Source organism: Desulfobacterales bacterium, assembly GCA_034520365.1.
Lineage (GTDB): Bacteria > Desulfobacterota > Desulfobacteria > Desulfobacterales > Desulfosalsimonadaceae > M55B175.
This window is the reverse complement of the sequence record JAXHNP010000006.1, coordinates 439,231-463,023: the sequence shown is the minus strand read 5'-3', so window position 1 is coordinate 463,023 and position 23,793 is coordinate 439,231. Positions and strand designations below refer to the sequence as shown.

Annotated in this window: 16 protein-coding genes; 8 read left to right on the top strand and 8 right to left on the bottom strand. The window is 51.5% G+C overall.

Going from position 1 to position 23,793, the window contains the following annotated elements:
- Positions 1–53: 53 nt before the first annotated feature.
- The 5 genes from U5L07_10160 to U5L07_10140 all read left to right on the top strand — a co-directional run bounded on the left by U5L07_10160 (position 54) and on the right by U5L07_10140 (position 10,746).
- A complete protein-coding gene (locus tag U5L07_10160; protein ID MDZ7832102.1) occupies positions 54–3,551 on the top strand; it encodes a helicase-related protein in 3,498 nt (1,165 codons plus the stop codon).
- A 12-nt stretch (positions 3,552–3,563) separates the two neighbouring features.
- Positions 3,564–6,428, top strand: a complete 2,865-nt coding sequence (locus tag U5L07_10155; protein MDZ7832101.1) for a DUF1156 domain-containing protein — start codon at positions 3,564–3,566, stop codon at positions 6,426–6,428.
- A gap of 16 nt (positions 6,429–6,444) precedes the next feature.
- A complete protein-coding gene (locus U5L07_10150; GenBank protein MDZ7832100.1) occupies positions 6,445–9,249 on the top strand; it encodes a DUF499 domain-containing protein in 2,805 nt (934 codons plus the stop codon).
- A gap of 78 nt (positions 9,250–9,327) precedes the next feature.
- The gene (locus U5L07_10145) at positions 9,328–9,663 is read left to right on the top strand and encodes a type II toxin-antitoxin system RelE/ParE family toxin (GenBank protein ID MDZ7832099.1); all 336 of its coding nucleotides are present in this window, start codon (positions 9,328–9,330) and stop codon (positions 9,661–9,663) included.
- 12 nt (positions 9,664–9,675) lie between these two features.
- Positions 9,676–10,746, top strand: a complete 1,071-nt coding sequence (locus U5L07_10140) for an ImmA/IrrE family metallo-endopeptidase (GenBank protein ID MDZ7832098.1) — start codon at positions 9,676–9,678, stop codon at positions 10,744–10,746.
- Positions 10,747–10,881: 135 nt separating this feature from the next.
- Here the strand turns inward: U5L07_10140 and U5L07_10135 are convergent, their stop codons facing one another.
- The 3 genes from U5L07_10135 to U5L07_10125 form a co-directional block, all read right to left on the bottom strand.
- Complete coding sequence (locus U5L07_10135) at positions 10,882–11,106, bottom strand: CopG family ribbon-helix-helix protein (protein MDZ7832097.1); 225 nt, start codon at positions 11,104–11,106, stop codon at positions 10,882–10,884.
- Between the two features lie 133 nt (positions 11,107–11,239).
- Positions 11,240–11,698 carry a DnaJ domain-containing protein gene (locus tag U5L07_10130; protein MDZ7832096.1) on the bottom strand — a complete coding sequence of 153 codons (459 nt, stop codon included), beginning with the start codon at positions 11,696–11,698 and terminating at the stop codon, positions 11,240–11,242.
- Positions 11,699–11,709: 11 nt separating this feature from the next.
- Positions 11,710–12,177, bottom strand: a complete 468-nt coding sequence (locus U5L07_10125; protein MDZ7832095.1) for an ATPase P — start codon at positions 12,175–12,177, stop codon at positions 11,710–11,712.
- A 241-nt stretch (positions 12,178–12,418) separates the two neighbouring features.
- Here U5L07_10125 and U5L07_10120 point away from each other — a divergent pair, with 241 nt between their 5' ends.
- Complete coding sequence (locus U5L07_10120; GenBank protein MDZ7832094.1) at positions 12,419–12,763, top strand: CGGC domain-containing protein; 345 nt, start codon at positions 12,419–12,421, stop codon at positions 12,761–12,763.
- Positions 12,764–12,849: 86 nt separating this feature from the next.
- Here the strand turns inward: U5L07_10120 and U5L07_10115 are convergent, their stop codons facing one another.
- The 4 genes from U5L07_10115 to U5L07_10100 form a co-directional block, all read right to left on the bottom strand.
- On the bottom strand, positions 12,850–16,770 hold the full coding sequence (locus U5L07_10115) for a hypothetical protein (GenBank protein ID MDZ7832093.1): 3,921 nt from the start codon (positions 16,768–16,770) through the stop codon (positions 12,850–12,852).
- A gap of 541 nt (positions 16,771–17,311) precedes the next feature.
- On the bottom strand, positions 17,312–18,508 hold the full coding sequence (locus U5L07_10110; protein ID MDZ7832092.1) for an FAD-dependent oxidoreductase: 1,197 nt from the start codon (positions 18,506–18,508) through the stop codon (positions 17,312–17,314).
- Between the two features lie 45 nt (positions 18,509–18,553).
- Positions 18,554–18,688 (bottom strand): hypothetical protein, encoded by a 135-nt coding sequence (locus tag U5L07_10105; protein MDZ7832091.1) that lies wholly within the window; start codon positions 18,686–18,688, stop codon positions 18,554–18,556.
- Positions 18,689–18,869: 181 nt separating this feature from the next.
- Complete coding sequence (locus tag U5L07_10100) at positions 18,870–19,373, bottom strand: four helix bundle protein (GenBank protein ID MDZ7832090.1); 504 nt, start codon at positions 19,371–19,373, stop codon at positions 18,870–18,872.
- 257 nt (positions 19,374–19,630) lie between these two features.
- On the opposite strand from U5L07_10100, the gene U5L07_10095 reads away from it, so the two are divergent.
- Both U5L07_10095 and U5L07_10090 read left to right on the top strand, forming a co-directional pair.
- The gene (locus tag U5L07_10095; protein ID MDZ7832089.1) at positions 19,631–20,746 is read left to right on the top strand and encodes an NAD(P)-binding protein; all 1,116 of its coding nucleotides are present in this window, start codon (positions 19,631–19,633) and stop codon (positions 20,744–20,746) included.
- A 177-nt stretch (positions 20,747–20,923) separates the two neighbouring features.
- The gene (locus U5L07_10090) at positions 20,924–22,672 is read left to right on the top strand and encodes an adenine deaminase C-terminal domain-containing protein (protein ID MDZ7832088.1); all 1,749 of its coding nucleotides are present in this window, start codon (positions 20,924–20,926) and stop codon (positions 22,670–22,672) included.
- A gap of 55 nt (positions 22,673–22,727) precedes the next feature.
- Here U5L07_10090 and U5L07_10085 read toward each other — a convergent pair whose 3' ends face one another.
- Positions 22,728–23,507 (bottom strand): endonuclease/exonuclease/phosphatase family protein, encoded by a 780-nt coding sequence (locus tag U5L07_10085; GenBank protein MDZ7832087.1) that lies wholly within the window; start codon positions 23,505–23,507, stop codon positions 22,728–22,730.
- Positions 23,508–23,793: the final 286 nt, after the last annotated feature.

The following is a 23,793-nucleotide window of genomic DNA, read 5'->3' as shown; positions in this document are numbered from 1 at the left end:
TAGGTATAACAATCCTTTTTCACCTTAATTGAGGCGTTTGCAGGGAAACAGTAATGAAGATAGAAGATATACAGAAAGACAGCCTGATCAGCGGGATCGAGCAGTCCGGACCAGTACGGATTGTTGCTGTGGATAGCGCCGGCGAGAATGCCGTCAGTGTTGTGTATAAAAATCAGAACGGCACCCTGGGCGAACGAATGCTCTTCCGCAACGATGAAGATCTTTTGACCCCGGCCGAGGACAGCCGCCCCTGGCAGTTTGATGCCCCTGGCGGCGCTTTTAAGCTGGGCGTAGAAGCGCTGCGCATCCATCTGGCCCACTTGTTTGATCCCATGATGGCAATTCACACATCCAATGTCATTCCTTTGCCGCATCAAATCACTGCCGTCTATGAATCCATGCTGCCCCGCCATCCTCTGCGGTTTGTCCTGGCCGATGATCCAGGCGCCGGTAAAACGGTGATGGCTGGCCTCTACATCCGGGAATTAATGATGCGAAGTGATGCCCAGCGCATACTGATTGCTGCGCCGGGCGGCCTGGTGGAGCAGTGGCAGGATGAACTGTTTGAAAAGTTTGGTTTAGTGTTTGAACTTTTTACCCGGGGAAAAATGGAAACCTCCCACAGCGGCAATCCTTTCATGGACAGCAACCTTTTGATTGCCCGCATGGATCAATTGAGCCGTGCCGAAGACATCCAGGAAAAGCTGAGCCTGGTGGAATGGGATTTGGTGGTTGTGGATGAAGCCCATAAAATGTCTGCCAGTTATTTCGGCAATAAGGTTAAATATACCAAAAGACACCAACTTGGCCAGCTCCTGTCCTCAAAAGCCCGCCACTTTTTGATGATGACGGCTACGCCGCATAACGGCAAAGAAACCGACTTTCAGCTGTTTTTATCGCTTTTAGATAATGATCGATTTTTGGGCAAATTCCGGGACGGTGTGCATCAGGTAGACACCACGGACGTAATGCGCCGAATGATCAAGGAAGACTTGGTCAAGTTCGACGGTTGTCCTCTATTTCCGGAACGCTGCGCATACACGGCGCAATATGAGTTGTCGGAACAGGAATATACGCTGTATGAGGCGGTCACGGAATATGTCAAAAACGAAATGAACAAGGCCGAGAACATGGACGGCTCCCGGAAAAACCGGGTCGGCTTTGCCTTAACCATCCTTCAGCGCCGGCTGGCCTCCTCTCCGGAAGCCATTTATCAGTCATTAAAACGTCGGCGCCAGCGACTTGAGAAGCGCGTCGAGGAACAAAAACAGCAGAATGTGAGTAACAGCATTGCTGAAACCCTGACCGGGTTTGGAAGTGCCCCTTTTGATGATTTTGACGAGGATGAACTCACCGGCACCGAATATGAAAATATGGCCGAAGAACTGGTTGACGAAGCTACCGCATCTCAAACCATTGCGGAAATGCAGGCGGAAATTGAAAGTTTAGAAGCGCTGGAACACCAGGCCATGCAGGTTGTCCACTCCGGGCAGGACCGAAAATGGGAAGAGCTCTCCGCCATTTTACAGGACAACCCCTTGATGCGGGATGTTAATGGCGCCCGGCGCAAGCTGATCATTTTCACGGAACATAAAGACACCCTTAATTATCTTTGTCAGCGGGTGGGCGGTGTACTGGGGGACCAAAACGCTGTCGTGACAATCCATGGGGGTGTCCATCGGGATAAGCGCCGCGAAATTCAGGAAGTCTTTTTAAATGACCCCCAGGCGCTGGTGCTGGTCGCCACGGATGCTGCCGGCGAGGGCGTTAACCTGCAAAAAGCCAATCTCATGGTCAACTATGACCTGCCCTGGAATCCCAACCGCATTGAGCAGCGCTTTGGCCGCATCCACCGCATCGGCCAAACTGAAGTCTGTCACCTATGGAATATGGTTGCCACCGACACCCGGGAAGGCCAGGTATTTGAACGCCTTTTTGAGAAGCTGGAGGTCGAACGCAATGCCTTGGGTGGCCGGGTATTTGACATTCTGGGCGAGGCTTTTGAAAACAAATCCTTAAAAGAACTGCTGATCGAAGCCATACGCTACGGTGATGATCCTGAAATCCGTGCCCGCCTGGAAAAGCAAGTGGAGGGCGCCCTGGACAGCGAGCGCTTAAAGTCCATTCTTGACCGCAATGCCCTGTCCCAGGAAGTCATGACGCCGGAGCGCCTATTTGCCGTTAAAGAAGATATGGAAAAAGCCGAGGCCCGAAGGCTGCAACCCCTTTTCATTCGGGCTTTTTTTATGGAAGCCTTTAAAAACCTGCACGGCATCCTCCGGGAGAGGGAACAGGGCCGCTATGAAATTACCCATGTGCCAGGGAAAATCCGGGAGCGCGACCGGCTGATCAATATTACCCGGAATCCGGTGGTGGATCGCTATGAACGGGTCTGTTTTGAGCGGGAAAAGATTCGCGTCTACGGTAAACCCATGGCCAGCCTCATCCATCCGGGCCATCCTTTAATGTCGGCGGTTACGGATATCATGCGGGAAATGTACGGCAAACAATTAAAGCAGGGGACGGTCCTGTGCGATCCAGCTGATCCCGGCTTGGAGCCCCGACTGCTGGTTCTGCTGGATCATTCCGTGCGGGAAGCGGTCTATGGCCGGGAAGACCGGCGCATTGCCTCCCGCCGGCTGCAATTTGTATCCTTCAACCCGGACGGCTCCGTGTCCAACGCCGGCTGGGCGCCGCATTTGGACCTGGAGCCACTCACTGATGATGATTTGTCCCTTGTAAACGATATTTTGCAGGGCGACTGGATTGCTGACAATGTTGAGAAAAAAGCCCTGGACTTTGCCAATGAGAAGATCGTGCCCAAACATTTTGAGGAGGTAAAGACGCGCCGGGAAGCAGAGGTTGAAAAAATCCAGAACGCTGTCCACGACCGGCTGGCAAAGGAAATCGACTATTGGCAGGACCGGTATCTGCAATTAAGGGATGCCGTAGCAGAAGGCAAACAACCCCAGATACAGCCGGAAAATGCCCGAAGAAGAGCCGAGGATTTGCGGGATCGGCTTGAAATCCGTACCCAGGAATTAAACACCCGGAGGGACCTAATTCCCAGCCCGCCAGTAGTGGTGGGGGCAGCCCTGGTCATACCCCAGGGACTGTTGGATCAGCGACGGGGGGAACAAACCGTTCCAGATACTTTTTCTACAGATGCGCAGCGCCGGGCCGAGATTGAGCAGATAGCCATGCAGGCGGTTATTGTGCATGAACAGCAAAACGGATATGTCACCAAAGACGTTTCCGCGGAAAACTGCGGCTGGGATATTTCCGCGTATAAACCCGGCCACCCGGACCGCCATATCGAGGTTAAGGGCCGCATCCAGGGTGCGGATACCATTACAGTGACACGCAATGAAATCTTGTATGCCATGAACCAAGCGGAAAAGTTCGTGCTAGCTATTGTCTTAGTCAACGAGGATAATACCTGGGTCGGCCCGCATTATGTCTACTCGCCCTTTTCCATGGATCTGGACTGGGGGGTTACCAGTGTTAATTACAAAATCTCAGACCTGCTGAGCCGGGCGGAATCTTTATAGAAAAGAGGAACAATGATCAAAGCACCCAAAAAACTGATTGAAGTGGCCCTTCCTCTTGATGACATCAATGTGGCAGCCGCCCGTGAAAAATCCATCCGGCATGGCCACCCCTCAACCCTGCACCTATGGTGGGCCAGGCGGCCATTGGCAGCGGCTCGAGCTGTATTGTTTGCACAACTGGTCAATGATCCCGGAGGGGAGCGTGGCTGGGGTAAATACCCAGGCCAGACAAAAGAGGATGCCCAGAAGGAACGGGAACGGCTGTTTGATATTATCCGCGAACTGGTGAAATGGGAAAACACCAATAATGAAACGGTTCTGGAAAAGGCGCGAAAAGAGATAAGAAAAAGCTGGCAGGAAACCTGCGATATGAACAAGGGCAAGGAGGGCTTCGATCCGGACATGCTGCCGGCCTTTCACGATCCTTTTGCCGGTGGCGGGGCCATCCCTTTGGAAGCCCAGCGACTGGGGCTTGAATCTTACGCTTCAGATTTGAACCCTGTGGCGGTGATGATCAACAAGGCCATGATTGAAATCCCGCCTAAGTTTGCCGGCCGGCCGCCGGTGAACCCGGAAGCGCAAAAAGGCCAAACCACTTTTGAGGGGAAATGGACAGGTGCCAAGGGCTTGGCCGAAGATGTGCGCTACTACGGCCAGTGGATGCGGGATGAGGCGTTTAGAAAAATCGGTCACCTCTATCCAACGGTGGAAATTACTGAAAAAATGGCCCAAGATCGTGATGATCTTAAACACATGGTCGGACAGAAACTTACGGTCATTGCCTGGATCTGGGCGCGTACTGTAAAAAGCCCTAACCCGGCCTTTGCCCATGTGGATGTGCCATTGGTCAAATCCTTTGTTTTGTCCGCAAAAAAAGGGAAAGAGGCGTGGCTGAAGCCGGTCATTAACGGAGATGAATACCATTTTGAAATCAAGATTCGAAACCTTCCCAAAGAAGCCAAGGAGGGAACCAAGTTAAGCAGGGGGGCCAATTTCAAGTGCATACTTTCAGATTCGCCCATTGATGGAAAATATATTAAGGCTGAAGGCGTGGCCGAAAGAATGGGGCAAAAACTTTTGGCTGTTGTTGCCGAGGGACAACGAGAGAAAATTTTTCTTCCTGCAACAAATGAAATAGAAAGGATTGCCACTTCAGCAAAGCCTGAATGGATACCAACAGCAAGCTTACCTGATGATGCCCGAAATTTTTGGACTCTAAATTATGGTTTAAATAAATTTGGCCTTCTTTTTACATCCCGCCAGCTTGTTGCTCTAAATACATTTTCCAATCTGATAGCCGAGACCAGGGAAAAAGTTATAAAAGACGCCAAAGCAAAAAGTTATACCGATCAAAAAAGATTGTTACACAATGAAGAAGAGGAAGCTCAAGCTTACGGTGATGCGATTGCTGTTTATTTGGCGTTTGCTGTCGATCGAAGCGCTAATTATTGGTCAAGCTTAACACCTTGGGGAGGTGAATTTATTGTCCAAACTTTTGGACGCCAAGCTATTCCAATGGTATGGGACTTCGCAGAAGGTAATCCCTTTTCAAAGTCGACGGGGAACTGGACAGGAGCTATTGAATGGATTTCAAAATGCCTTGACCGCTCAATACCAGGAAAAGGGAAAGGCTTAGCCATCCAAGCGAATGCCACAAACCAAGAAACCAGCAAAGACAAGATCATATCAACTGACCCACCGTACTATGACAACATAAGCTATGCGGATTTATCAGATTATTTCTATGTCTGGATGCGCAAAGCGTTAAAAGGACTTTTTAACGATATCTTTTCGGTAATTACAACCCCTAAAGAAGAAGAATTAATCGCCTCTCCATACAGGCATGGCAACAAAGATAATGCGGAAAAATTTTTTCTTGAAGAAATGAAGAAAGCTATGGGGAGACTAAAAGAATTGGCCCATGCTTCATGCCCGATAACCATCTATTATGCATTTAAGCAGGATGCCAATATTGTATCGATTGGATGGGAATCCTTTCTCGATGCTATTATGAATGCGGGGTTAGCAATTAGCGGAACATGGCCATTGCGCACGGAGCGTGACCAAGGATTGAAAACCGGAACAAATGTCCTTGCATCAAGCATTATCCTTGTCTGCCGTAAACGACCTGAAAACGCCGCCACCATTTCCCGCAGGGATTTTCTGCGTGAATTGAAAGAAACCATGCCCGAAGCCCTGGAGATTATGATTGGCGGCAAAGGCGGGCGATCCCCGATTCAACCCGCAGACTTGGCCCAGGCCGCCATTGGACCGGGCATGGCGGTTTACAGCAAATACGCAAGTGTGCTAGAGGCGGACGGCTCCCCTATGCGCGTACGGGATGCCTTAATCCAAATCAATCGGGAGATTGATGCCTATTTTAATGCGGCTGAAGGGGATCTGGATGCGGACACCCGCTTCTGCATTGACTGGTTTATGCAATATGGTTTTAAAGCCGCCCCTTTTGGGGAAGCCGATGTTTTAGCCCGGGCCAAGGGTACAAGTGTTGACGGAGTAGCTGCTGCCGGTGTTGTGGAATCCGGCCAAGGCAAGGTGCAGCTGCTTTCTTTTGCCGATTACCCATCTGACTGGGACCCGCAAAAGGACCGTCGCAACCCGGTATGGGAGTCCACCCATCATTTGATCCGCGCCCTGCGAAGCGGTGGTGAAGCGGCAGCAGGGAAACTCTTGGCTCAAATGCGCGAACGTACCGAGCCCATCCGGCAGCTGGCCTATCGGCTGTTTACCCTGTGTGAGCGTAAAAATTGGGCGGAAGAGGCTTTGGCCTATAACGAACTGATTTCCTCCTGGCCGGGCATTGTCAGGGCCAGCGAAGAACATGGCGGTGAAAAGCCTGAACAGACAGAGTTATTTTAATTAATGAGGTCAGATTATGGCACTTAAACCATGGACTGAAATCGCCGTACCCCATGCGGATGTATTAAAGGGAACCTTTCAGGATGCCGAGTTTGCGGCGGATTTAAGTCGTGTCCACCAGGGTAAGGCCGGCCCGGAGTACGGCGACCCGGTCCGTTTTTTTGAGCGCACCTATATCACCGAAGGCATGCGTCTGCTGCTGGATGGGGTTGTCCGGAGACTGACCGGGCAAGGCGGCGATCCAGTGGTACAACTGCAAACAGCTTTTGGCGGGGGCAAAACCCATACGTTGCTGGGCGTATACCACCTGGCTCAAGGACAGGCCAACCCGGCTGATCTGCGGGGGGTTCCCGGGATTTTAGATGAAGCCGGCGCTACTGAATTGCCCCAAGCCAATATCGCGGTCATTGACGGTAACCGCCTGGCGCCTTCTCAGCCCAAAAAACAAGGCAGCCTGACCATCAATTGTCTGTGGGGGGAAATGGCCTTTCAGCTTTATGGTGAAGCCGGGTATCAGATGGTGGCGGACTCTGATGCCAGGGGAACATCCCCGGGCAAAGAGATTCTGATTTCATTATTGTCAAAATCTGCTCCCTGCGTGCTGCTGGTCGATGAACTGGTTTCCTATTTCCGGCAATTTCAGGAAGGGCAGACTTATACCGGCGGCACCTTTGATTCCAATATTTCTTTTATTAACGCCCTGACCGAGGCGGTCTCCGCGGTGCCCCAAGCCGCGCTGCTAGCTTCGCTCCCAGAATCAGATACTGAAGTTGGCAGCACCCAGGGGAAAAAATCCCTTGATGCGTTAGAGAAGTTTTTCGGCCGGATACAGGCCCTATGGAAGCCGGTGGGCACGGAAGAGGCCTTTGAAATTGTTCGTCGTCGGCTGTTTAATCCCATTTCCGACACCCAGAGCATGGAAGCGGTCTGCCGCAGTTTTGTTGACATGTATACCAATCAGGCAGATGATTTTCCCCTGCAAACCCATGAAAGTGATTACCTGCGGCGCCTTCGCAATTCCTACCCCATTCATCCGGAAGTATTTAAACGGCTATATGAAGACTGGTCTTCCCTGGACGGATTTCAGCGAACGCGCGGCGTGCTGAAACTCATGGCCAAAGTGATTTACCGGCTATGGAAGGACGGCAACCGGGATTTAATGATCATGCCAGGATCGCTTCCCTATTATGACAGCAATGTAAAAAACGAAAGCATTTATTATCTGCCCCAGGGATGGGACCCGGTCATGGATAAAGATATAGACGGGGAAAATGCCCAGTCCACAGAGATAGACACCAAAGACCCCCGACTGGGCAGCGCCCAGGCCGCCAGGCGGGTGGCCCGCACAATATTCTTGGGTAGTGCCCCCAGTGTCAGTGCCCAGATGGTACGCGGCATTGACATCCAGCGGATCAATCTGGGGGCGGTGCAGCCCGAAGTGCCGGTGAGTACCATTGGAGACGCCTTAAAGCGGTTAGCCGACCGCCTGCATTATCTAAACAGCGCGGATGGCCGCTACTGGTTTGACGTGCGCCCAAATCTCCGCAGGGAGATGGAGGAGCGTAAGAGACGGTTTCAAAACCGGGCCAATACGGTTAACCCCGAAATTGGTTCCCGGATGTCCAAAATGCTCAATCGCGGGTGCTTCGGGGGCATTCATGTGTTTACGCCGGCAGCAGACATTCCTGATGATTTTGAGCTAAGGCTATGCGTCATTTCACCTGAAAAGCCTCATTCAAAGAAGGCCGGTCTGGCCCGGGGGGATGCTGAGCAGATACTTAAAACACGGGGCAACCAGCCGAGACAGCACCAGAATCGGCTGATTTTTCTGGCAGCAGATGAAGACAGCATTGGCCGACTTCGGGATCAGGTCAAAACCTATCTGGCCTGGAAATCTATGAAGGAGGATGTGGAAAACCTTAAACTTAACCTCGACGTACTCCAGGTTAAGCAGGTTGAAAAACAGCTGGCAGGAGCAGAAAGTGGTTTAAACCGAATGGTCAGTGAATGCTATCGCTGGCTGCTTTGCCCGCATCAGGCCATAAAGAAAGATGGCATTCCGGATCAGCTGACATTTGAAGGCATACCCTTAAACGGCTCCAGCAAAAGCATGATCCAGGGAATTGAGGATAAACTGGCAGATGAAGAAATTATCATCAGGCAATGGTCGCCGATTCATCTGTATGAACTCCTGAAAAAATGGTTCTGGGACAAAGGCCGGCGCGACATAGAAACCCATACGCTGTGGCAGAATATGTGCGATTATCTTTATATGCCGCGATTGGTATCAGCTGATATATTGCAGCAAGCCATTTGTGATGGTGTGGAAAGCGGAGATTATTTTGGCTACGCCGACGGCAAGGATGGAGACAGTTATAAAGGCTTGAAGCTGGGCAAACGCACCAATGCCGTCATTGATGAACGCTCGCTAATCATTGAATTGGAGACAGCGAAAGCCGCATTGGCCGCCGCTACGGAAGAGGCCGCTGGGGCTTCTGATGGGCAACCAGGGGCGGAAGGCGGTTCAGCACCTGGGGCTGGTGGATCTGGAACCGAAACCGAGATTCCTGAGGATGAGCCGGCAGCAGCAAAGAAAACACGATATTATGGAACGGTCAAGCTTGATCCCCATACTGGCCGCATGGCCTTTGATCAGATCCACGATGAAATAATAAAGCTGTTTGCCGCCAAACCCGGCGTAACAGTAACTGTCCGGCTGGATATCACCGCCGAATTCCCGGAGGGCTTTGATGAAAATCTGCAACGGGCCGCCCGGGAGAACAGCACTGCACTGGGCTTTGATGATTCGGAGTTTGATTAATAAGAATAATATGTTGGGATTTGTATTTTTAAAAAAAATTAACACATCATGTTAACTTTTTCTTGCATTATATGCCTCATGGAAATATATTTTAAAACAAAGCGGCTTGCAAAAATATGCAACAACCAAAAAGAAGCCATAAAAATTCATGGAGCTAAGATGGCAGCAAAGTTACGGCAGCGGATGTTCGAACTTAACGCCGCCAATTCGCTAAAAGATATTTCGAGATTACCTCCGGCACGATGCCATCAGTTATCAGGAAATCGACAGAATCAGTTCTCTGTTGACCTTGAACATCCTTTTCGGCTTTTGTTTATTCCTGCGAATGAACCTCTGCCACGGCTGCCAGATGGTGGCTTTGATTTAGAAAAAATTACGGAAATCGAAATTATCGCAATTATCGATACACATTAAAGAGGACCCCAAATGGTACGGGCCAAAAAACAATATAAATTTGAGCCGGATTATGCGGTTCTGCCGGGTGAAACCTTAAAAGAGGTGATGGATTCGCTCAGTATGAAGCAGAATGAGCTTGCTTTGCGCACTGGCTTGACGGTTCAATCCATAAATCGAATTTTAAAAGGGGATCAGCCCATTACATATGAAACGGCCAATAAACTGGAACTTGCAACGGATGTGCCCGCTCATTTTTGGAACAACTTGGAAATTCAATACCGAGAACAGCTTGCGAAAATTCAGGAACAAAAACAGCTTGAAGCTGACATTAACTGGCTTAAAAGAATTCCGGTGAAAGAGTTGATTGAAAGGGGCGTGATTGAGCCCCAAAAAGACGAGTTGATGCTTTTAAAAGAAGTCCTGAAATTTTATGGAGTAAGTAGTGTTTCCGCGTGGAAGGGTATCTGGGAATCTCCGGCCGTGGCTGCAAGGCGGTCCGAGTGTTTTGAAACACGCGTTGAAGCTGCAGCAACCTGGATTCGGTTAGGAGAACTACAGGCGCACGAAATACAATGCCAGCCCTTTAATAAAAGCAAATTCAAAAAAGTCGTGTCGCATATTCGTGGTCTGACCAAGGAAAAACCCGGGCATTTTACACGGGAAATGATCGAACGTTGTGCCGAAGCCGGTGTTGCAATAGCCTTCGTGCCGGTGATGAAAAAGGTGCCCTGGCAAGGGGCAACGAAATGGCTGTCCGCCTCAAAAGCCATGATCCTGCTCAATATTCGATATAAAAGAGAAGATATTTTTTGGTTTTCATTTTTCCATGAAACCGGCCATGTGCTGCATGATGAAAAAAAATACCTTTATATCAACGATGGAACAAATGATGATCCGAAAGAACGCCGGGCCAATGAATTTGCAGCGGAAACACTTATTCCGAGAAAATGGGATAAGCAAATTAAACGTATTCGCTCCAAAGCTGAAATCACCCAACTAGCTAAAGACCTTGATCTTCCCCCTGGAATCGTTGCCGGCCGTTTTCAGCACCTGACTGGGAAATGGAATTATTTTAACGAGCTTATCCGAAAGTTTGAGTAGGCTTGAGAGGGTTATTTAACATAATCCTCATGACGCTTAATTATTTCATATGTGCTTATATGCCAGAGTGCCCAACAATAGAAGGTGTAATATCTTGCTCTGTCAGTTTGTGTAATAATTCCTGTTAATAAAAAATCAGTTATAGCGGAATCGAGCGGCAGCCTCTTCAGGATTTGCGATTTCCCCGTTTTCCACTTCCTTCAGACCGTCCTTAACCTCCTGGACGAACCATTCCTCATAATTCAAAAACTGTTTAATCGCTTGATTGATAACCCAGGATCTGGATCGGCTCAGCTCTATTGCCAAACCATCAACCCGATCCAAGACCTTATCATCTATCCGAACAGTAGTTGCTTTCATCTTGCTCCCCCTTTTTTATGTATTCATTAAGAATATATGCGAATACATAAAAATGTCAATAATATTTAATGCGTTATAATTTACATACAAGTCAACCTGGAATCTAAACAGAGAGGTTCAAATTGAGGATAAATTACTTTCCCATCAGCTGATCATAGGCGCTCTGGATTTCAACAAACTTCTGCTGGGCCATTTCCTGAAACTCCTCGCCCAGGTGGGACACCTTATCCGGATGATATTTCTGCACCAGCTCCCGGTAGGCGGCCTGGACCTCCTCCCGGCTCGCCCCGGGCTTTAACCCAAGCACGGCGTAGGGATTTTGGGGCCGGCCCTCCTGATTCTTTGTGCCGCCAGTTTGCCCCCGGCCTGATGTTTGATCGGAACGCCCGGGCGATTTTTTAAAAAGCAGCCGCTGCAGAAAATACATAAACCCCGGCAGCTTTCGGTAGCGCAGGAAGTAGATCAGAAGCCCCACCAGAAACGTATCATCCAGCCAGCCAATAATGGGGATGACATCCGGCAGGAGATCAATGCGGCTGATCACATAAATGCATACCAGAAAAATGGCGATAATAATCCAAACCGCTTGCATGAATGCTTATCCTATGAGCGAAGAGTGGCGGTCAGCCGAAGCGGGTTCAGCGTGAGTTCAAGCGCGGACACAATGGATGGGCATACCACGTCCGCCGATTGCAGGGCTTGCACCGACGCCCCCTCTCCCAATATCACGGCAATGCCCAGTGCGGAATCCCTTAGCATCAGCTGATCGTTGCGGCCGTTGCCGATGGCCGCCACATGGGCGGCGCCCAGTTCCTGAACAAACCGAAGCTTGCCCCCCTGCTGGTCATCCTTCGGCAGGATGGTCAGCTGGCATGGAATGCCTTCAAGGCCCTCTTTAGCTATGCCGAATGTATCCGCCGTCAGCACATGAAGGCTTAAACTTTCGGAAAGTTTGATCAATGCGTCTTTCACCCCGTCGATCAACTTGCCGTCAACAGCCAGGGTGCCATTGTAGTCCATGACCAGATGGTTTAGTGCCAGTTCGCCGTATCCGGGGATATCAATCCGCATGCCCTTTCTCCTATATTCGATTTTGGTTTTAAAATTCCGGCATACTATGGATTTACACAAATACCGGGCTATGGATCAATGTTAAAGTTTGATTGATATCTCCGGCCGTTCAGTGTTAACTTTTGAAGATACCAAGATGCTTGACAAGAGCTTTTTATCATGTTTTATTCAAAACCTTTGTGAGTATATACTCAAAAGCATTTAAAATATAACTCAAGACGATAGACGAAAGGAGCAGAAAATGAAAAAAGTGGCAATTGTCGCGTGCGGTTCATATGCGGATCAGGGATACGGCTGTCCCGGAGAATGGCGGTGCTTAAAAGCGGCAACACTGGGAGAAGGGTTTTTTGATGAAGAATCCCAGGTTGTGGCCTTTCTTATGTGCGACTGTCCGGGCCGGCCAATCATGTCAAATATGGGCATGACGCTAAAATCCCTGGAATTTAAACCCGACGCCATCCATTTAAGTTCTTGCATGGTCAATGCCAAGCCGGGCTGCCCCTATATGGACCCGGAAGAGCTGGCCAGGGATATTGAGAACAAATTCGGTATCCCGGTGGTGCTGGGCACGCATCAGTATGCGTAAAAAGGGATTTTTACGCTGAAGCGGTATTTTTAAAAAAAGCGGGTTATGCCGGCATAACCCGCTTTTTGTTTGCCCGGCAAAGCCGGTCAGTTGACGGCTGCCGCCGCCCTTTTTGCCAGCTCCGCCATCTCTTCATTTGAGGGGGTTTCGATAAAAGGGGGAAGGATCACATTTCCCTCCTGTTTGAGATCTTTTGTGCAAAAAACGGATAAGATCAGGGGCTTTCCGAGAATCCGATTATCAGCGGATTCATCCGGAAGGTTCAGGTAAGCTTCCGCCAGCCGGGCCATTAAGCGATTATCTCTCAACACTTGCACTTGCCCGCCTTCGGATTCAATGGCATCAATTACCGCGATCCAGTCCCCCACCCGCCGATAATGGTTTACCGTTTCGTAAAGCTGGAATAAGCGGCCGGCCGCCCGGGCGACATCGCCATTGGGAACCGGTTTTGCGCTATCCCGGTAGTCTATCGCAAATTCCGCGTATTCGATGTGGTCGCTCAAGTCACAATCGCCCGTATAACCCGTGCCTTCACGCCAGACGTCAAGCGCCTGTTCAAGCATTTCCGCCCCCAAATACGCGATACCCAGCAAATGACAAATATGCCGGGCGCTCGGTTCGTCATCCAGATCATAGCGGGGGATGGGCTCGAGCAACGCCATCACCTGCTGCCAATCCGCATTTTTGACCGCTGAATTCGCATTGTGTATCCGGCTACGGTAATAATCCGGATAATGCTCAGCCATCCAATTGCTTAAATCCAGGCTGAGCTTAAAACCCGATAAACCGGGCACATAATGCAAAGCTAGACCATATGCCGCCAGGTCATCGGGGGAACCGTTTTTCTTTAATCTTGCCAGATGATGGATAAGAACCCCATGCGGCGATTCTTCGACTTCTCTGATGTATTGCTCTGCCATTGTTTCGATTCTTCCGCCCGGCACGCCGCATGTTAAGCCGAAGGTGTTGAAACGGGGCATACGATTTATGTCAATGGTCTCTTCCCTATCCGTTTCAAAAACCGGCCGTTGTCTTCCCAGTACCTGAACGCCGAACCTTTCCTTAGTATACTGCACCGCGGCGACACGCTCAATGAACGCATCGGTGACCAGACATATATTTGAAGGCAGGGGTATCTGATACAGAATGTCAAAGGTGTTTTCCCGGGGGTGCAGGCACATGAGCTGACGGCCCCTGTCATCGTGGAAATAGATAAAAACCAGCTTTTCGTTCAAAGAAGTCAGCATTTCGTGCGGCGCTTCCCCGTTGGAATCCTTAATCTGCATTACCGGGTTCCATGCAGCCGATGCCGTATCAGGTGACTGAATTTCGAGACAGAGTTCATAGTCTTCTAAATCCACGGGGTCATCCGGGTCGCTTTCGAAAAACTCATCTCTGAAGGACAACAGGATAAACCGATGCCCGTCCGGATGAATGGCCATCTGGTCGCAGGGGCCGCTTACGCGCTGGTTGATGACAAAGCTGAATTTGCCGTACTCGTTATACATCCGGATCAGTTTCCGTCTTTCATCCTGCATGCCGACATAATTGTCCCAGCCGGTATTAAGCTGCACACCAACGGTGCTGGTTAACTTTATGGTGCGGCATTTTCGGAAATCCTCAAGCGCGTAGATGTTTATTGACTCCGCTGGGGCATCGGACTGCTCGCGGACATCCATCCAGAAGCGCCGGCTCCGGGGAAATATCCAGGTATCTTCACAGACATCCGTTGACCGAAGCATGCCCCCGAAATCATACCAGCCCCGGATCAAAAAGGGGTCGAGTTCAATTTCCAGTACCCGCCCAAAAAGGTCAGAGATCATCAGCGTATTGTCCTGGAGCTGGATTTTTGGAAAGTCCATGGGCCGAGGGGTTTGAAAAAGCCATCCTGAGGTAAATTTCCGGCTGGCGATATCATACCATCTCAAAAAGCCCGATCGGCCATGTAACGTTATCATCAGAAGGTGACGGCCATCAGGGCTCATTTTGAACGGCTTGTCAATTTCAGAGGTACTGAACCCGAAAGCCGCATAAAACAAGGGAACGCGCTCCATGTCCACTTCACGGAGCCTCCATTTCCGGTGTATTTCCGCGGTATGCCATTGGATACGGTCCTGCCAGCCGCCCTCATTTTCCGGATCATCGATTCGGGCGATTTGATCAGCGGTATTTCTTGCCAGAAAATCATCGCCCTTAGATACCGCGTCGGCATACCGCCGTTCCAGTATCTGATGGTTTTCCATCTGCTGCAGACGGGCTTGTATCTTTTCATACCGGTGATAATCGTCTTCCGACAGCTGCCCGGAACGGATCCGGCTGAAAAGGTCTTTGGCGGAATCCACGTCCATAGCGGGCAATGCACTTTCGATCCGGTTCAACCGCTCTTTGTTGCGCTGCCATTCAATGGTCCGGGCCTGCCTTTCCAGATCGATCATCAGTTTCCGGGCCGCCTCTACCGGTTGCAGCGTTTTGGTATAGGCGGCAAGGGATTTGGAAATGCCGGCGGGATCGCCCCCGGTTTCAAAATCCGCAAATGCCTGCTGTAAACAAAATACGGCATCAACCATTTCGTTGGGCTTGACAGGCGGACCGGCGGTGCGGATCTGCTCCAGCCATTCCAATCGACCATCCGCAAATTCCGTTCGCACGCACTGGCGCTGCCGGGCATTGGCCTCAAGATAGCGCAGAAAAGCGGTTTTTTCGTCGCCCGCCTTCCAGGGGACTTCAACGTCCGCCACGGCCCGGGCATTGCGTTGTGCTTCGTCGTTTTTGATCGCCTGATCCAGACGGCTGTATAGATTTTCGGCGTTTTTATTAATTTTGAGTGCTTTCCGGATGTATTCCGCTTCCCGCTTGAAGTCCCGGTTGTCCCGGGCCAGATCCGCCTGCTGCATCAGCTCATCGAAGCGATTTTGGCGCTGGAGACGATCATATTCACGGCGGATCCGGCGCGCGGTTTCGTGCTGCGGCAATACCCGGCGAATCTGGTCTGCAAGCTGAACCGCCGCATCGATTTCGCCCGCATCCCAGGCCTGCATCATCTTCTGCGCTTCCGATTCAAGCATTTGAGCATACTGTTGATGGATTTCGGCCTGCAATGAATCGATTTCCGCATGAATCCCGGCCGGATCAAATGCCCTGGCGCGGCCGAGCATTTGTTCCGCCCGGTCCGGGTCCTGATTTTCCAGATAATGTCGTGCGGCGCTCAGATAGACTTCGATGTTACGGGGCTGGGTCAGGCCGTCTGCATAATCGAGCGCCAGTTCAATCCGGCCGGATCGGGCGGCGGCCAAGGCCAGCAGGCTTTTGATCTCCTTGTTCTTGCGGGCCGGCGCGCCGAACATGCGGGTGACCTCAAGTGCGGCATCATAGGCGGCCACATAGTCCACATAGAATTCCGTAATCGCAATGGCCGGGGTCACATCCCCGCCGGACTTCTCCAGGGCCTGCCGGAAACAGGTTCCCACCGTATCGTAATCAAATTGATCCAGGGCATTTTTTCCCTGTGCCATTAATGCTTCCACGGACCATTCCGAAATATCGGCATCGCCTGCACCGGCTTTGCTGTCGTCCGGCCCGGGCGCTTCCGGGACCACGGCAATTTTGCCGGATTCATTGGCAGCCGGGGCACCGTCGTCTTCATCAATGTAGCGCAGGGCCCACGACCGGGCATCTTCTTCCAATTCGGAGATAAGCGCATGACAGGCATCCCTTCCGGAATACAGGATATAGAAGCTCACCAGGTCCGGGTTCCGTGGATCCGGTTGTATGACTTCCAAATGATCCGGAAAACACCGTACCAGATAGCTCTGCAACCGGGTTTTCAGTTGATAGCGTTCCCGGCTTTCCGCAGCGGCCAGGGTTTCACCGGTTGGATTGACCTGGTGGATCAGATCGGCCAGGTCATGGATGCTCACCGAAACCCGGTTGGCCAATACATCCTCAGGGTCTATGAAATATCCGGCATGTTTTTCGGGTTTATGCTTTTTTTTCTTTTTTTTCGCCATGTCGCTCCGTCCATTTCAAAAAGTTTGAAACTTATTGAAACATGAAGTCGTTTTACCAACGTTCTGATCACTCCTGACGATACGGCATAGATTGAGAAAAATGCAAGCGTTGAGATGAAAAGCTCAGGACAAATTTGTTCTGATGGCAAACCCAAAGATTATGGGCTTTTTGCACGAACAGTCGGCACGGTGGCCGACTCTACGACGGGCGGCTTTTCCCCTTGCGTAGGGCAGGACACAGTGCCTGCCTGAAAAACGGAACCAATTTATCGTATGGTTGAACGATAGGATATGATCGGAGAAGCCGGGTATGGAAACCCGGCCTACTAAGGCACTGAGGGGAAAAAGGAACAATAGGTTTCAGGTTTCAGGAAATATTGTGCGAGCGAGCCAAATTTTTTGCAAGCCTGAACACTGAACACTGAAACCTGAACACTTTAATTTTACACCTAATACCTAAAACCCAAAACCTAATACCCAAAAATTCTTATTAGAAGTAACGGTCCAGCAACATTCATGTAACGTTACCATTAACCCGATTTTAAACCCCTCTCACTGAACTCGCCGGCCGGACCTGCTGGAGTGCCTGCTCTGCTGCGATGGTAATGGGCTCCTTGGAGGGCTCAGAGGAGCAATCCGGGTTGCCGGCGCACATCAGCGTTACAAGATCCGATATGGTCTGCCTGCCCACGATCAAGGCATTCACGGCATCGATCTCCTTTACCGGCGCCTCACTATCACTGATAATCTGCCCGCCGATAAGTCTGTGGGAATCCCGGTCAAACACCAGTTTCAGCGTCCATGGCTGCATGCCGGGAATCATGGCATGCTTGCTGCCGGACTGCACGGTGGCGCACACCGGATCAAACCCCTCGTTTCGGGCCTGGGTTTCATTAAACCCCGTGGCGGCAATATACTTGTTAAACAGTTTAACCGCACTGCTGCCAAGCAGCCCGGGAAACGGGATATCATATCCGGCCAGCCGCTTGGCCAGAAGCCGGCCCTGAATCACCGCCGGACCGCGGAGCTGGATCGGCACCGGTTTTTGGGTGATAAAATGATAATTCTCAATACAGTCGCCTGCCGCCAAGACATCCGGGTTTGAGGTCTCCAGAAACTCATTAACCTTTATCCCGTATTGGCCCATTTCAAGGCCCATGTGCTTGGCCAGCTCCAGGTTGGGCCGCGTCCCCACATTCATAAACACCATATCCGCGTCCACCCGCTCGCCGGAATCGAGCTCCACAGCCGATACCCGGTCGTCTTGGCCGATAATTTTGGAAACCTTCTGCCCCATGCGCATATTGAACCCATTGCCGTCCAGATGCTCATGGATGATTTTGCCGAGTTCCGGATCAAGCATTAATGGCAGCGGACAATCCATTAATTCAATAATTTCAATCCCATACTGCTTATCCGGCACCTGCTTGAGAAGAGCCGCCACCTCGAGGCTGATAAAACCGGCACCCACAAATACCAATTTTACCGGGTTGTGAGTATCCAGGTATGTCCTGATGTTCTCGGCATCCGAAAGCGAGCGCAGGGTCACCACGCCATCCAGGTCACCGCCGGGAATCGGAGGAACAAACGGTTTCGACCCCGGGGATAAAATCAGCTTATCATAGGGGATCGCCTTTCCGCCGGCAGTTTTCAGCTGTTTTTGGGCGGCATCAATATCCTCCACCCGATCCACAACCATTTCAATGCCGCTGTCAGCAAACATTTTATCAGGATTCACAATTGATTCGCCTGCGGCCAGACCGGCCACCACATGCGGCAGCGCTCACCTGACAATAAAGCGATCTTCCTCGCGAATAACCGTGATATTGATATCCGGCATCAGTTTTTTTGAGAGCATGGCAGCCGGGCCGCCAACACCGCCGCAACCGACAATGACCAGATTTTCCCCTTTTTGCATGGTGCTTCTCCTTTCTTTGCCATTTAAGAATTATCAGTAAACATCCAAATATCTTTTAGAATTATGTATAGTGAAATGCAAAAAGAATACCAATTATCCGGCCACACCTTCCGATTCCGATCCGGAAAACCACGGCTAATTTGTTCTAACCGCAAAATCCATACCCCCGGTCCTGTTAAAGCTAAGGTTGGGATTCGTTTTCTTCGCTATCGGGATCGAAATCGGGATCGAAATCGCTATCGGGATCGAAATCGATGCTGTAGACTTCCTGATCCTCTCGAACTTGGTATCCTCTTCCGCCGAGACGGCTGAGCATCGCGGCCATACGGTCGAGTTCATCCTTGCGGTTCCGGCTTTCCATCTTGTCCAGCGCCTTGTCGACAACCAGCACATCTTGAATCGCCGCGCACTCAAGCGGGGAGCCACGAGCGATTTCGAAATAACGCCTTCGGTCGGCTTCCGCGGTCTTGCCATTACCTTCGGCGATATTGAGCGGTATCGACTGGATGGCCCGAAGCCATTGATCCCGGGCGGGCCGATGGACTCCGTTCAGGCTGTCGGCCTTCTCGTAAACCCATGCAACGTAGCCTATTGAAAGGCGATAGACGTCCAGTTTTTCACGTCCAAGGGTCATATTTTTTTCGATCCCGATCCCGATAGCGATTTCGATTTGGATACAGAACAAATTAGCCGTGTCCGGAAAACGGCAAACGCTTTACAAAACCATCCTGAAAGGGCATAATTTGTTGCCATACGGCCCATCTCAAACATAACAAATCGGCGACCCATGATCATCGGCATTTATACCGGCGGAATATTTACGGATTTTATATATCCTATAGGCTCTGACAGAGCGGCCCGGACAGCCCTCGGGGGTTTTACCGTAACCGGAATCCGCATTCACCGCCTGAGCGGCGGGGGCTATGGGGCGGACGGTTTCTGATGGCCCATCCTGTTGCCATTATCGGCGGAAACATTGCCGGCCTGTCTGCCGCCTTTTACCTGGCCAGCAAAGGCTGCCAAGTCACGGTGTATGAAACCAAACTCTGGGATAAACCCTGCGGCGGGGCGATCAGCAGGGAGTTTGCCCGGTACCTGAATGATCATTTGGGCATTCGCTCCGCCGGCGCGGACAAACCGGTCCGCCCGTTGCAATGCGGATTTCAGAAAGCCCCGCCGGTTTTATTGGACGGGATTTTTGTCGTCACCTCCCGGTATCACCTGCAGAAAGACCTGATCACAAGCCTTAAAGACCACCCGAATATCGATATCGTCTTTAAACGCGTCAATTTAAATGATGCCGCCCTTTTGACCCCGCAAACGGTTCTTGCCACCGGATTCAGCGGCCTGACCCGCAAAATCATCCAGTCAGAATGGCATAACCGGGAATACGCGCTGATATATAAAGCCGAGGGTGAGTTTGGTCCTCAGTACAACCCGGGCAGCCATCTTTTATTGTTTAACAGCCGCATCCAGGGATACGGCTGGATATTTCTCGAAAACCACGGCCGCTTAACCATGGGCACCGGCGGGCTGCTCGACAAGCCCGGGTTATATAAGGAATATGAAAGATTTCGTCGACACGCCCTCAATATTTACAACGATTCGGGGCTGCGGGAAACAGGCCGGCCCGTGATATGGAAAATCCCGGTGGCCCGGCATCCCGACCGGAACCGGTTGGCCTTTAACAGGGAGGGCATTGAATTTATCGGCGTGGGCGACGTGCTTGGGCTTGCCCATCCCATTACAGCCGCCGGCATCGAGCCGGCCTGGCAGTCCGGATGGCTCCTGGCGGAAAGCTATGATCCGGACCAGGGGCGTATCGATGTGGAAAAATACCGGCTTCTTCTTAAAAAGAACCTTGGACTCACCAGCCGAAAGCCCATTGACCGCCTGGCCGCCTGGATGCTCAGATCCATCCGGCTGCCCGTTCATGAAAGAATGGCCTATATTTTTTTACGCTTAAACAAACAAAGCATCTATAAAAGCCTGACCCGATATCCCTGGTTCGCAATGGTCCATGACGGAGAGCAGGAGGTTAAGTTGGACCTAAACTGAGGTTGGGTTGAACATCTTATCGTACTCAGTCCCGCGCAAGCGGGACGGTTCTCGTACTCGTAATCGTACTCGGGAATTTAAAGACCGGCTGCGAATACTAGTGCGCGTACAAATCAAAAGTTACTTTCTGCAAAAATGCCGTCGCTGCGGCATAAAACGTTTTTTGGGAGAAGTAAAATGGACATTCAAATCACACAATCCCTCATGCAGGTGGCAGCCGGGGCTGAACCCGCAGACAGGGTGATCATCCATGCCACAGTGGTTAATGTATTTACCGGTGAGCTCCTTGAGAATTGGTCAGTGGGCATCAAGGAAGAACGGATCGCCTACACCGGCCCCGACGCCGCCCACATGATCGGGCCGGCCACGCACGTCATTGATGCCGGCGGCAAGCCGTTAATCCCCGGCTTTATTGACGGCCATACCCATATCTTATGGATGACCACCCCGGAAGAATTTCTGAAAAATGCGCTCTCCGGCGGAACCACCACGATGGTCACCGAAATCTTCGAGCCCTACCCGGTTGCCGGAATTGACGGCGTAAACGAGCTTTTGGCCGCGCTGGCGGATCAGCCCGTCAAAATATTTGCCACTGCACCGGCCATGGTCTCCATCAGCCGCCGCTCCCGCGCCATCAGGCAGGCCGATCTCGAATCTTTACTGGAAAGAACGGAAATTCTGGGACTCGGGGAATCCTACTGGCAGGGCATCCTGCAATCCCCGGAGGCCTATCTACCCGCCTTCCAGCTGACCCGCAAGCACCGAAAAACCCTTGAGGGCCACAGCGCAGGTGCCGGCGAGAAAAAGCTAAACGCCTATGCCGCAACCGGCATTTCCTCCTGCCACGAACCCATTCAGGCCGCGGAAGCCATCGACCGGCTGCGCCTGGGTTTTTACGTGATGGTCCGGGAAGGAAGCGTTCGCCGGGACCTTGAGGCCATAGCCGAAATCAGAGATGCCGGCGTGGACCTGCGGCGCCTGGTACTGGTCTCGGACGGTCTTTCGCCCGCTGAACTGGCAAAATACGGCTATATGGAACATATTGTCCAGAAAGCCATCGACTGCGGGTTTGCACCGGTTGACGCGATCCGGATGGCCACCTTGAACGTGGCCGAGCATTTCGGCATTGACGACCTTGTAGGCGCGATTGCCCCCGGCCGTTACGCGGATATGGCCATTATTCCGGACATGGAAACCATTTCACCGGAACTGGTGATTTCCAGCGGCGAAATCATCGCGCGGAACGGAAAGGCATTAACTGCGGCAAAATCGCATGTCTTTTCATCAGAAAGCCGGCAGACCGTCCGGCTGCCAAGGCGGCTTGCGGCCAAGGATTTTGAAATTGGCGCTGACCCTCTGAAAAGCACTCATACGGTGCGCGTCATTGAACTGGTGACCGACTTGGTTACCCGGGAACGCTTGATGGAGCTGCCTGCGGAAAACGGCCGGATCAACCTCCCGGCTGATGATGATGTTCAAAAAATCGCCGCCATTGACCGGGCCCATACCCCCGGCGATATGTTCGTGGGGCTCATAAAGGGACTGGGCCTGGCATCCGGAGCCTTTGCCACCAGCGCCACCTGGGATTCCGCGGATATCATCGCGGCAGGGGCGGATGAAGCGGACATGGCGCTTGCGGTCAACCGGATTCAGGCGTTAAACGGAGGCGTCGTGGTATGCAGCCAGGGCCATATCCTGGCTGAGATGCCGCTTCCGATTTTCGGGGTCATATCCGATCAGCCGGCAAAAGCCGTTGAAGAGCAGGCCGCGGCAATTGACGAGGCACTTGCCGAACTCGGGGTCTCACTCAGGGATCCGGCCCTGACCCTTGCCACCCTCACCACGGCCGCCATCCCGTTTTTCCGCATCTGCGAGGAGGGGTATGTGAATTTAAAGGATGGAAGTACCTTAGGGCTGTTTGTTTAATTTCGTCTTAAGACGGTGACGACGGCATTAATCGCTTTTTACAAGAGCGTCAAGCTTACGCCTCCATGCCAACCATCCTTAAATCCGCCATGTATGGATAATGATCCGAGGGGTAGCTGCCGTTAAACGCATCCCGGATTATCTGCGCATCCATTACCTCAAAATGCGGGGACACGAGTATCCAGTCCATCCGGGCGTGCTGGGGAATCCCGTTGAACCCGTGATGGGTGTAGCTGCCGGCATCCTCCCGGCCTTTGAGCACTTCCCAGGTATCGCGCAGATTGCGCGCGGGTTCGGTTAAGATTTCATGCACCCGGGAAGACGGGTCATCATTGAAATCCCCCATCAGCACCACCGGCAGCGTCTGCTCCGCCACCCATTCGGAGATGATCCGGGCCTGCTGGTATCTGGCCTCCACACCAATATGGTCCAGGTGGGTGACCCCGGCCATCAGCCGCGCCCCGCTTTTAATGCCGGCAATTTCGGCGTAACTCATCATGCGCGGAAAAGCGCTGTCCCAATCCTTGCTCAAATGCACTTCCGGGGTTTTGGACAGCCAGAAGTCCCGGCCGGATTCGATCGCAAACCATTCTTTCCGGAAAAAAAGCGTGGGGCACTGGGATTTTTCATCCGGCTCCCGACCCGGCAGATGGGCCGCATAATCGGTCAAATGCTCTTTTAGATACATCAGCTGGGGCCATTTGCCCTCCTGTGTGCCCAAAATGGCCGGCTGATAATAGTTTATCAGCTCAACCACCATTTCCCGCCTATAAAGCCAGGCGTTCTCCCCGTCCCGCTCATTTTCAAATCTCAGATTAAAGGTCATCACCCGCATTATTGCAAACCCCTTTCCATACAAAAAATACCCGTTTCCTGATTTTTAATTTATTTGCCTTATGCAGAAAATGCAACTCCCCGCTTGCAAGAGACTTGATCGTACCCATAGGACTTCAGGCAGATCACAAACCGGTTAAAGGGATGTGACAAATGGCCGATGGTATAAAGTTCTGTCATATGACTCATTGTGCTTCAATTGGACTTTTACAAGGCATTCAGACTGCCGGGTTTATCTGGCAGTCACGAATCGCCATGTTTTTTAATTTGACAAACCCGGACAAGAT

What these genes read in the sequence shown, in the direction of transcription:
- U5L07_10160 (MDZ7832102.1), top strand. Translation starts at nt 54, where the DNA reads ATGAAGATAGAAGATATACAGAAAGACAGCCTGATCAGCGGGATCGAG.
- U5L07_10155 (MDZ7832101.1), top strand. Translation starts at nt 3,564, where the DNA reads ATGATCAAAGCACCCAAAAAACTGATTGAAGTGGCCCTTCCTCTTGAT.
- U5L07_10150 (MDZ7832100.1), top strand. Translation starts at nt 6,445, where the DNA reads ATGGCACTTAAACCATGGACTGAAATCGCCGTACCCCATGCGGATGTA.
- U5L07_10145 (MDZ7832099.1), top strand. Translation starts at nt 9,328, where the DNA reads ATGGAAATATATTTTAAAACAAAGCGGCTTGCAAAAATATGCAACAAC.
- U5L07_10140 (MDZ7832098.1), top strand. Translation starts at nt 9,676, where the DNA reads ATGGTACGGGCCAAAAAACAATATAAATTTGAGCCGGATTATGCGGTT.
- U5L07_10135 (MDZ7832097.1), bottom strand. Translation starts at nt 11,106, where the DNA reads ATGAAAGCAACTACTGTTCGGATAGATGATAAGGTCTTGGATCGGGTT.
- U5L07_10130 (MDZ7832096.1), bottom strand. Translation starts at nt 11,698, where the DNA reads ATGCAAGCGGTTTGGATTATTATCGCCATTTTTCTGGTATGCATTTAT.
- U5L07_10125 (MDZ7832095.1), bottom strand. Translation starts at nt 12,177, where the DNA reads ATGCGGATTGATATCCCCGGATACGGCGAACTGGCACTAAACCATCTG.
- U5L07_10120 (MDZ7832094.1), top strand. Translation starts at nt 12,419, where the DNA reads ATGAAAAAAGTGGCAATTGTCGCGTGCGGTTCATATGCGGATCAGGGA.
- U5L07_10115 (MDZ7832093.1), bottom strand. Translation starts at nt 16,770, where the DNA reads ATGGCGAAAAAAAAGAAAAAAAAGCATAAACCCGAAAAACATGCCGGA.
- U5L07_10105 (MDZ7832091.1), bottom strand. Translation starts at nt 18,688, where the DNA reads ATGCAAAAAGGGGAAAATCTGGTCATTGTCGGTTGCGGCGGTGTTGGC.
- U5L07_10095 (MDZ7832089.1), top strand. Translation starts at nt 19,631, where the DNA reads ATGGCCCATCCTGTTGCCATTATCGGCGGAAACATTGCCGGCCTGTCT.
- U5L07_10090 (MDZ7832088.1), top strand. Translation starts at nt 20,924, where the DNA reads ATGGACATTCAAATCACACAATCCCTCATGCAGGTGGCAGCCGGGGCT.
- U5L07_10085 (MDZ7832087.1), bottom strand. Translation starts at nt 23,507, where the DNA reads ATGCGGGTGATGACCTTTAATCTGAGATTTGAAAATGAGCGGGACGGG.